A 9,911-nucleotide genomic window follows, 5' to 3' on the forward strand; every position below is an offset into this window, starting at 1 on the left:
GCATCTGCTCGGCGAACTGGAGCGCACCTGCGACCACGTCGTCGTCATCGACGGCGGCACACTGCTGCGGTCCTCGTCCACGGACGAGTTCACCCGTGGCCTGGGTGAACTGCGGCCGCCCCGCCGTGTTCGTCAACCGCTGGATCGCCTGTGAGGGATCACGTCACGTCGTCGTAGCCCCGGTGGTGCCGGTCCTGCTCGGGCAGGCTCGGCATGGGCTCGGAATCGCCGACCGACTGCGGGGTGAGGTCCAGCGGGGACGCCTCGTCGTCGTCGAGGAGGCGGTCGGGGTTGCGGCGTTCCCGGCGCTTGTCGTTGAGGATCGAGAATCCGACGGCGCCGAAGTACAGGATGCTGATCGGCACGGCCAGGACGCACATGCCGAACGGGTCGGTGCTCGGGGTGGCCACCGCGCCGAAGACGAAGGTGCCCATGACGACGCCGCGCCACCACTTGGCCATGGTCCTGCCGGAGACCAGGCCGACCAGGTTCATCATCACCAGTATCAGCGGCAGCTCGAAGGCGAGGCCGAAGACAAGGATCATCCGGACGCTGAAGTCCAGGATGTCGTCCAGCGCGAGGGTGTTGGCCGCCGAGTCCGGTGTGATGCTCAGCAGGACCTGCATGCTGGTGGGCATGATCCAGTAGGCCAGGTAGGCGCCCGCGAGGAAGAGCGGTGCGGCCGTCGCCACGAAGGCGATCGTGTACTTCTTCTCGTTCTTGTGCAGCCCCGGGGCGAGGAACGCCCACAGCTGGTAGAGCCAGATCGGCGAGGAGAAGGTGACGCCGACCAGGAGGCAGACCTTGACGATGGTGGTGAACGGCGACGTCAGGTTGCTGAACACCAGAACGGCGCAGTTGCCGCCGTGGCTCTTGGCCAGATCGCGGTCGGGGCACGTGGGAACAGGACTGGACAGGAAGTCCATGATCTGTTTGTTGTAGAACGCCGCGACGATGGCCACCACGACGATGGCCAGCACGGCCTTGGCCAGCCGGTTGCGCAGCTCGCGCAGGTGCTCCGCGAGCGGCATCCGCCCCTCGGGGTCCTTCTCCTTCTTGCGGGCAGACTTGAGCAACCCACGTCCCTATCTCGTGCGGCAGACGGTCGCCGACGGCGGCCGTCTCAGTCTGTCCTGGATCAGCGCTGCTGGGTCGTACGGTCGGTCGGCTCGGTGACCGGGCGGGAGGTCACATCGCCGGGAGCGGCCTTGATCGTACGGGGGGCCTCGCCGGCGGGCGGGTCGGCGGGGGCGGCGGCGGTGTCCGTGCTCTCCGCCTTCATCGCCTTGGCCTCGCTCTTGAGGATGCGGGCGGACTTGCCGAGCGAACGCGCCATGTCGGGAAGCTTCTTCGCACCGAACAGGAGGACGACGACGACAAGCAGAAGAATGAGCTCAGGCGCTCCGAGCCGTCCGAACATATGCGTTTACCTTCTCACCGAAGCGGGATATTGGTGGGACCGGCCGACCGATCGGACATATGTCCATCAGCCGTACGGCAGCGATCGTAACGCGCAGGGGTAAACGCTCGGCAATCCCCGGGCATACGTCCGGTCCCTCGCGACCCTCCGCCTCGTCCACAGGGCCACCCGGACCAGACTACCGCCCGCCCCAATACCGGCAGGAGGGTCAGGTCCCGGTCCGTGTCCGGCCCCCGAACGGTCCGGCTCAGTCGTTCCGCAGCGCCTGCGCGCTCTGCGCGGCGAGCGGGGCGGCGGCCCGCTCCAGGTCCTCCGCCGCCCGGGTGACGCGCCGGGACGCCTCCGACACCTGCCGGGCCAGCCGCCTGGTCTCCACGAACACCCGCGCGGCGAGCACCGTGAGCACGGCGAGACCGCAGAAACCGAGGGCGATGGCGAGCATGGGCCAGAACATGGAGCGAAGCCTAACGAGGGAAGTACGGAACAACGGGAATGGCCGGAAAGAACCGCTTGACGTCCTACGCGGTGGGATGTTCTTCGCGGTGGGACGTTCTACGCGGTGATGTGGAGCCGCAGGGTGCGGACCCCGCCGCCGGTGAGCAGCTCGACGATCCGCTCCCCCGCCGGCTTGCGGACCGCGGAGCCGCAGTCGGGGCAGGTGAAGGAGTAGAAGGTGGTGCGGTCGCTGGCGCCGATCGCCAGCCGCAGCGCCCCGGCGGCCAGCTCGAAGCTGGCCCGGCAGTCGGGGCACGCGGCCTTGAAGACCGCGTCGACCGCGACCCCCACGTCCGTCACCGGCCCGGCCTCTTCTGGTCGTGGTTCTCCTGCCACCGTCGGCGTCTCCCTCACTCTCCGTACGTCCTCACTCTCCGTACGCCGCGAGCGTCTCGCGGGCGGCCTCCCGGGCGCTGTCGGTCAGCGCCGTCGGCGAGACGATCCGCCCGTCCCGGCCGAGCCGCAGCGCCAGCCTCCGCAGCGAGGCGGGGTCGGGGGTGCGCAGTGTGATCCGCAGGCCGCCCTCGGGCAGCTCCTCGGCACTGTCGTGGGGGTAGTACTCGGCGACCCAGCGGCCGCCCGGGCCCACCTCGATGACGACCTCGGGGTCTTCGGCGGCGGGCTGGACCAGCCCCTCGGACAGGTCCCTCAGCTCCACCGGCGGCGGGTCCGAGGCCTCGTCCAGCAGCCGGATCTCGGCCACCCGGTCGAGCCGGAAGGTGCGCCGGGCCTCGGAGAGCCGGCACCACGCCTCCATATAGGTGTGGCCCACGGCGAACAGCCGGATGGGGTCGACCTCGCGCTCGGTCAGCTCGTCGCGCGCGGGCGAGTAGTAGCGCAGCCAGACCCGGCGGCGCTCGGAGATGGCCCGGTCGATCTCGGCGAAGACCCCGCCCTCGGACTCGAAGGTCACCGAGAGCCGGGAGCTGGCGCCCGCCGCCTCGCCGGCCGCGCCCTCGATCTTCGCGGTGGCGCGGACCAGCGCCTGCCGGTCGCTCTCGCGCAGCCCGGGCAGGGTCGCCACGGCGCGTGCGGCGACCAGCAGGGCGGTGGCCTCGTCGGCGGCCAGCCGCAGCGGCTCACCCGTGGAGGCGCCCGAGGCGTCGGGGTTGTGCCACCAGATGCGGTCCCCGTCGGTGTCGATGTCCAGCAGGTCACCGCCCCGGAAGCTGGTGCCGCACATGGGCAGCACGTCCAGGTCGCCGATCAGCTCGTCCTCGGTGATGCCGAAGGCGCGGGCCACATCGGCGACCCGGGCGCCCGGGCGCTCCCGCAGATAGGTGACCAGCGACAGCATGCGCCGGGTCTGGTCAATGGCGTTTCCGGCCATCAGAAGTCGGTCCCGTTCCTCTCAGCCCTTGGCCACGGCACGCAGCCGCTCGATCACATCGGCCCGCAGCTCGGCGGGTTCCAGCACCAGGACGTCGGCGCCGAACTCCACCAGCCAGGCGTCCAGACCATGGCCGTAGGGGATCTCCAGCTCGTCCCAGCCGTCGCCCAGATCGCGGGTGGCGACCGCCCGGGCGCGCAGCGGATAGCCATGGCCGGCGCGCACCTTGATCCGGGCCGTACCGGTGGCCGTCTCGCCCGCCCAGCTCTCGACGGTCGTGCGCACCGTGACGTGGTCGGGCACGGGCCCGGTGAAGGCCAGCGCCCGGGAGCGGACCTTCCCGGTGATCCGGGAGAGCCGGAAGACCCGTTCGGCGTCCCGGTCGCGGTCCCAGCCCGCCAGGTACCAGTGGCCGCGCCAGCACTCCAGCGCCCAGGGCTCGACCTTGCGCTGCTCGGGACGGGCGGCGTTGGCCTTGCGGTAGTCGAAGACCACGACGCGGCGGTCCCGCGCGGCGAGCATCAGCGGCTCGAAGGCCGCCTCGTGCACGGGGATGCGCGTCTCCAGGGCGCTCTGCCCCTCGTACAGGTCCTCCGCCATCGGCATCCCGGCGGCACGCAGCTTCTGGAGCGCGCCACTGGCGGCACCGGCGAGCCGGGCCTGCTGCCAGACCTTGGCGGCGAGCCCGAGGGCGGCGGCCTCCTCGACGTCGAGGGTGATCGGGGGGAGACGGTTGCTGTCGCGGCGGGCCAGATAGCCGGTCTCACCGTCGACGCCCTCGACGGTCTCGATGATCAGGCCGAGCTCGCGCAGGTCTTCCTTGTCCCGCTCGAACATCCGGTTGAAGGCGTCGTCCTTCGGGGATTCACCGCCATCGGAGGCACCGCTCGAAGCCGAAGCCTCGATATACGCCTCGATCGAACCCCGCAACTCCCCCTTGGTCAGCGGCCGACGTGTGCCCAGCAGGCACAGCGCCAGACTCATCAGCCGCTCGGCCTTGGCAATCGCCATCGACGCCCTCTCTACTTGTGCTCTCAACCGTTGACCGTACCGCTCAGGGGTCGAACGACAAAAGCCGAGGACCCGTGCCAGGCGGCACGGGCCCTCGGCCTTCGTTCGCTTAGGTCTCAGACGCCCATCAGGTCACAAACGAAGATCAGCGTCTCACCCGGGGCGATCACGCCGCCACCGGCGCCACGCTCGCCGTAGGCGAGGTGCGCCGGGATGGTCAGCCGACGACGGCCGCCGACCTTCATGCCCTGGATGCCCTTGTCCCAGCCCTGGATGACCTGGCCGGCGCCCAGCTTGAACTCCAGCGCGCTGCCGCGGTTCCAGCTGGCGTCGAACTCCTCGCCGGTGGAGAAGGCGACGCCCACGTAGTGGACCTTCACGAAGTCGCCGGCCTTGGCGACCGCCCCGTCGCCCTCCCAGATGTCGACGATCTCCAGGTCGGCCGGCGGCTGACCCTCGGGGAAGTCGATCTCGGGCTTCTCGATGTTCACGAAAGTTCTCCTACGAAAGATGCTGTGGACAACCGTGCAATTCTGGCAGACCCCCCGCCGGGGTCAGACCTTGCCCACGATGTCGACGACGAAGACCAGCGTGTTCTTGTCCAGGCCGCTCTGCGCCTGGCCCTCGTAGCCCAGCTTCGGCGGGATCACCAGCTCGACCCGGTCCCCCACGTGCTTGCCGACCAGGCCCTTGTCCCAGCCCTGGACGACCGAACCCGTGCCGATCTGGAAGGCCGTGGCACCCGCGTGGTCCCAGGAGGAGTCGAACTTCTTGCCGTCCTCCCACTTCACACCCGTGTACTGGGCGATGAGGCCGTCCCCGGCCTTGATCTCCGGGCCCGTGCCCTTGATGAGCACCTGCTCCTTGAGATCGGTCGGCGCCTTGGTGTCCTTGGGGATGGTGATCTCGGCGGCCTTCTGGGAGACGTACTTGACCTCCGGCATGCCCTCCTCGGGCTTGGCCTGCTCGCCCTTGGCCTCGCTCTTGGCGTCGACCTTCTGGGCGCCGACGACATCGATGACCCACACCAGGCCGTCCTCGGGCTTGACGCCCGCCTGCGGGTTCAGCTGGTCGCCGATGAGCGCCTTGGCAGTGCCCTCGACCTCGATCCGGGAACCGGCCTTCTGGCCGATCACGGCGTCGAGGACCTTCGCGGGCATCTCCTGGCTGGGCTGACCCAGCTGCTGCACCAGCTGCCGGCGCGGGGCGCCCGGCGTGGCCCCCTCCTGCGTGGTCCAGGTGCCACCGAGCGGCTTGTTGTCCTTCATCGTCTGCCCGGCGAAGTCCAGGCGGACGAACGAACCCTTCTCCGCCTTGTCGCCCGACCCCTGGGTCAGGGTCTTGACGACGAGCTTGTCCGCCGGCTTGGCGTCCTTCGGCACGGAGATCTCGGGCTTCTCCCCGAACTTCCCCTTCACCGTCACCTTGGCGTCGGAAGACTTGCCGTCCCCGGAACCGCACGCCGCAGCGGTCAGCAGCAGGACGGGCACGGCCAACGCCGCGGCGAGGCGACGCGCGTTCTTCGTGTGGTTCATGAAGTCCAACTCGGGCTGTAGGGGTGGCTGGGCAGTGTGCGCCACTCTACGGCCTGTCTCCCGCCGATCAACCCCGTCCGACACGGATGTGCGCCGGGTCCGCCGGACCCGGCGCACATCCGTGCCCTTCATGCCCCCGAATCGCGCTCACATTCCCGCGATCAGCTTCTCCACCCGGTCGTCGACCGACCGGAAGGGGTCCTTGCACAACACCGTCCGCTGCGCCTGGTCGTTGAGCTTCAGATGGACCCAGTCGACGGTGAAATCCCGGCGCTGTTCCTGGGCGCGACGGATGAAATCGCCGCGCAGCCGGGCCCTGGTCGTCTGCGGGGGCACCGACTTACCCTCGAAAATCTTGATGTCATTGCACACCCGGGCCGCCTGGCCGCGCTTCTCCAGCAGGTAGTACAACCCCCGGCGGCGATGGATGTCGTGATAGGCCAGATCTATCTGGGCGATCCTGGGGTGGGACATGGTGATGTTGTTCTTGGCCCGGTACCGCTCGATGAGCTGGTACTTCATCACCCAGTCGATCTCCGTGGAGATCAGGTCCAGATTCTCGTCCCGGATGGCCTCCAGCGAGCGGCCCCACAGCTCCAGGACCCGCTCGACCGTGCCCGTCCGGATGCCACGACGCTCACAGAAGTCCACGGCCTTCTCGTAGTACTCCTGCTGGACCTCCAGGGCGGAGGCCTCCCGGCCGCTGGCCAGGCGCACCTTGCGTCTGCCGGTGATGTCATGGCTGACCTCGCGGATGGCCCGGATGGGATTCTCCAGGGTGAGGTCACGCATGACCGTACCGGCCTCGATCATGCGCAGGACGAGGTCGGTGGCACCGACCTTCAGCAGCATGGTCGTCTCGGACATATTGGAGTCGCCGACGATGACATGGAGCCTGCGGTAGCGCTCGGCGTCGGCATGCGGCTCGTCCCGGGTGTTGATGATCGGGCGCGAGCGCGTGGTGGCGGAGCTGACGCCCTCCCAGATGTGCTCGGCCCGCTGGCTGACGCAGTAGACCGCGCCACGAGGGGTCTGGAGGACCTTCCCCGCGCCACAGATCAGCTGCCGGGTCACAAGGAAGGGGATGAGGATGTCCGCGAGACGCGAGAACTCCCCGTGCCGCGCGACGAGGTAGTTCTCGTGGCAGCCGTAGGAGTTCCCGGCGGAGTCGGTGTTGTTCTTGAAGAGGTAGACGTCGCCCGCGATTCCCTCCTCGTGCAGGCGGCGCTCGGCGTCGACCAGCAGACCTTCGAGAATGCGCTCCCCCGCCTTGTCGTGGGTGACCAGCTCGGTCACGCTGTCGCACTCCGGAGTGGCGTACTCCGGGTGCGATCCCACATCCAGGTAGAGACGGGCGCCATTGCGCAGGAAGACATTGCTGCTGCGGCCCCAGGAAACGACACGGCGGAAGAGGTACCGCGCCACTTCGTCAGGGGACAGCCGGCGCTGTCCTCTGAAAGTGCACGTGACGCCGTACTCGTTCTCCAGCCCGAAAATGCGGCGGTCCATGCCTGAACATTACGCCTGATGCCCTGCGCTGAAACCGGGTTCGACCGCACCGTTCCGATCATTTTCCGACCGGGCCACGACGGTGGACGACTTCTCGGGGGCCCGCAGGGACGCCCGGAAGGCCACGATCACCAGCAGGGCCGCGACACCGCTGCCCACCGCGACGAGGAAACCGGCGCGGGCACCGCCGGACTGGACCGCCGGCCCCACGAAGGCCGTACCGATCGCCGCGCCGACGCCGAAGGACGTCACCAGCCAGGAGAACGCCTCGGTCACCGTGCCCCGCGGCGCGTGCCGGTCCACGACCACGAAGGCGGTGGCCAGACAGGGCGCGAGGAAGAGACCCGCCACCCCGGCGAGAACCGTCATCGCCACCGCGCCCGGCACCAGCAGCAGCGGCACGTAGAGCAGCGCCAGCCCACCGACGAGCACCCGCAGGCGCTGCTCCGGGGTGCCGGGCCACTGCCGGGCACCGTGGATGGAACCGCCGATCAGGGCACCGACACCCAGGGCCGACAGCAGCCAGCCGGCCACGTTGCCGCCACCGTTCGCGTCGCCGTAGGCGACCGCGGCGACCGCTATGGAGCCGAGCGCGGAACCTATGCAGAAGAAGGTGCCCAGCAGCACCAGCAGCCCCCGGGAGCGGAGCGCCCCCAGCCAGTGCGCCTCACGGGGCTCGCTGCGCCACGTGCGGGAGGGGGGCGAGGTGACGACCGCGAGGGCGCCGATGACGCCCATCAGGTGGAGGGCGTTCAGCGCGGCGGCCTCGGACCAGATCGCGACGATCCGGGTGACGATCAGCGGGCCGACCACGTAGATCAGCTCCTGCGCTATCGCGTCCAGGGAGTACGCGGCGTGGAGGTCGTCCTCGTTCTTCAGGACCGAGGGCCACAGGGCCCGCAGCCCGCCCTCGAGGGGCGGCGCGAAGAAGCCGGCCACGATCATGGCCGCGTAGGACAGGGGCACCGGGTCCAGGCCGACGACGGTGAAGGCCGCCATGCCCAGCGCGGTCATCAGGGCCGCGGGCAGGATGACGCGGGGCTGGCCGTAGAGGTCGACGGCCCGGCCGAGCAGCGGCTGACCGACGGCGTTGGCCACGCCGTAGACCGCGGAGAGCGCTCCGGCGAGGGTGTAGCTGCCGCCCTCGGCGCGCACGAAGAGGACGATCGCCAGCGCGGCCGTGGCGTTGGGGAGCCGCCCCACCAGGGTGCCGGTCAGCAGTCGCGCCGCGTGCCGTGTTCTGAGCATGTCGACATAACCGCCGCCCGCCGCCGCCATTGTCCGCCTCTCGTCCTTGACTGATCGTTTTTGACCGAGCAATCCCGGTTTTACGTATAACTAGAAGAGTTATACGTACCATGATCGGAGCTCGTGGGTCCAACCTGTGTGGTGACAGCGGCAGCGGAGAGGGGCGCGGCAGCAGTGACGGAGGTCGAGAGCGGGGAGCGGCGGGGGCGCGGGGGCGAACGGTGGCCGAGCGTCCGGGGGCGGCACGCGGCGGCGGCCCGGGCCACCAGCCGGGACGTGGCCCGGGCGGCGGGGGTGTCGCAGGCGACGGTCTCCCTGGTGATGGGCGAGAAATGGCGCGGGAGGGTCTCCGAGCGGACCGCCGAGGCGGTGCGCACGGCCGCCCGCGAGCTGGGCTACCGGCCCAATCTCACCGCCCGGAGCCTACGGCTCGGCCGCGCCCGGACGGCGCTGCTGGTCGTCCCGGCCCTGACCAACGAATTCTTCGCCCGCGTCTACACGGGGGCGGCCCGCGCCGCCGCCGAGCACGACATGGGCGTGGTCCTCTACCCCTCCCCTGAGGGCACCGGGCCGGCGCGCGACCCCTTCGCCTCCGCGCGCGCGACGCTGGACGGCGTGATCGCCTCGTCGATGGCGGCCGAGGCCCTGACCGACCTCCGCGAGGGCGGCCTGCCGCTGGTGATGCTCGACAGCGACCCCGAACGGACGGACTCCCCACCCACCGTCAACCTCGACATCGCCGACGGCATGCGGCAGGTGACGGAGCATCTGCTGGCCCTCGGCCACCGCCGCTTCGCGCACATCGCGGCCGACATCGACTCCTGGACCTTCCGGGTCCGGGCCCATGCCCTGGCGGAGGCCCTGCGCGGCACGGCCGGGACGGTGCTGCGGTCCGAGCCCGCCGCCCTCGACGTGGCGTCCGGCCGCCTGGCCGCGGAACGCGCCCTGACGGCGGACGGCACCCTTCCCACTGCCCTCATCTGCGACGGCGACATCCTGGCGGCCGGCGCCTGCAAGGCGGCGCGACGACTGGGCCTGCGGGTGCCGGACGACGTCTCGGTGACCGGCTTCGACGACCTGCCGCTGGCGAGCGCGCTGGAACCGGAGCTCACGACGGTGCGGTTGCCTGCGGAGGCGGTGGGCGAGGCCGGGATGCGGGCGCTGGTGGCCGTCCTGGACGGCCGGGCACCGGGGTCGGCGTCCCTGCCGGTGGAACTCGTCGCCCGCGCGTCGACGACGGTGGCCGCCACCTCGTAAGGGGGGGGGGGGCCCCCCCCCCGCGGGGGGGGGGGGGGCCGCCGGGGGGGGGGGGGGCCCCGAGGATGAGAGGGGGGGGGAGAGGTTTTGGGGAGGGGGGGTGTAT

Annotated in this window: 11 protein-coding genes and 1 pseudogene; 2 read left to right on the plus strand and 10 right to left on the minus strand. The window is 70.4% G+C overall.

Features of this window, described 5'->3' with window-relative positions; genetic code table 11:
• A pseudogene (locus AB0E98_RS33290) lies at positions 1–97 on the plus strand (ABC transporter ATP-binding protein); the annotation flags it as partial.
• 61 nt (positions 98–158) lie between these two features.
• Here the strand turns inward: AB0E98_RS33290 and tatC are convergent.
• The 10 genes from tatC to AB0E98_RS33340 form a co-directional block, all read right to left on the minus strand.
• Positions 159–1,076, minus strand: a complete 918-nt coding sequence (gene tatC, locus AB0E98_RS33295) for a twin-arginine translocase subunit TatC (RefSeq protein ID WP_361710189.1) — start codon at positions 1,074–1,076, stop codon at positions 159–161.
• A gap of 62 nt (positions 1,077–1,138) precedes the next feature.
• Positions 1,139–1,420 carry a Sec-independent protein translocase subunit TatA gene (gene tatA / locus AB0E98_RS33300; RefSeq protein ID WP_361710191.1) on the minus strand — a complete coding sequence of 94 codons (282 nt, stop codon included), beginning with the start codon at positions 1,418–1,420 and terminating at the stop codon, positions 1,139–1,141.
• Positions 1,421–1,667: 247 nt separating this feature from the next.
• On the minus strand, positions 1,668–1,874 hold the full coding sequence (locus tag AB0E98_RS33305; protein ID WP_361710192.1) for a hypothetical protein: 207 nt from the start codon (positions 1,872–1,874) through the stop codon (positions 1,668–1,670).
• Positions 1,875–1,972: 98 nt separating this feature from the next.
• On the minus strand, positions 1,973–2,215 hold the full coding sequence (locus tag AB0E98_RS33310; protein ID WP_311612727.1) for a hypothetical protein: 243 nt from the start codon (positions 2,213–2,215) through the stop codon (positions 1,973–1,975).
• 67 nt (positions 2,216–2,282) lie between these two features.
• Complete coding sequence (locus AB0E98_RS33315; RefSeq protein ID WP_361710194.1) at positions 2,283–3,245, minus strand: WYL domain-containing protein; 963 nt, start codon at positions 3,243–3,245, stop codon at positions 2,283–2,285.
• Between the two features lie 21 nt (positions 3,246–3,266).
• On the minus strand, positions 3,267–4,256 hold the full coding sequence (locus AB0E98_RS33320) for a WYL domain-containing protein (RefSeq protein ID WP_361710195.1): 990 nt from the start codon (positions 4,254–4,256) through the stop codon (positions 3,267–3,269).
• Between the two features lie 116 nt (positions 4,257–4,372).
• Positions 4,373–4,747, minus strand: a complete 375-nt coding sequence (locus tag AB0E98_RS33325; protein WP_361710198.1) for an FKBP-type peptidyl-prolyl cis-trans isomerase — start codon at positions 4,745–4,747, stop codon at positions 4,373–4,375.
• A gap of 63 nt (positions 4,748–4,810) precedes the next feature.
• The gene (locus AB0E98_RS33330) at positions 4,811–5,791 is read right to left on the minus strand and encodes an FKBP-type peptidyl-prolyl cis-trans isomerase (RefSeq protein ID WP_361710200.1); all 981 of its coding nucleotides are present in this window, start codon (positions 5,789–5,791) and stop codon (positions 4,811–4,813) included.
• A gap of 147 nt (positions 5,792–5,938) precedes the next feature.
• Positions 5,939–7,300 (minus strand): Pup--protein ligase, encoded by a 1,362-nt coding sequence (pafA, locus tag AB0E98_RS33335; protein ID WP_126913428.1) that lies wholly within the window; start codon positions 7,298–7,300, stop codon positions 5,939–5,941.
• Between the two features lie 9 nt (positions 7,301–7,309).
• Positions 7,310–8,578, minus strand: coding sequence for an MFS transporter (locus AB0E98_RS33340; protein WP_361710203.1), 1,269 nt, complete (start codon positions 8,576–8,578; stop codon positions 7,310–7,312).
• Between the two features lie 246 nt (positions 8,579–8,824).
• Between AB0E98_RS33340 and AB0E98_RS33345 the strand changes: the two genes are divergently transcribed.
• The gene (locus AB0E98_RS33345; protein ID WP_361710206.1) at positions 8,825–9,805 is read left to right on the plus strand and encodes a LacI family DNA-binding transcriptional regulator; all 981 of its coding nucleotides are present in this window, start codon (positions 8,825–8,827) and stop codon (positions 9,803–9,805) included.
• Positions 9,806–9,911: the final 106 nt, after the last annotated feature.

The sequence above is a fragment of the Streptomyces sp. NPDC037389 genome (genome assembly GCF_040636475.1).
Classification (GTDB): Bacteria; Actinomycetota; Actinomycetes; order Streptomycetales; family Streptomycetaceae; genus Streptomyces; species Streptomyces hesseae.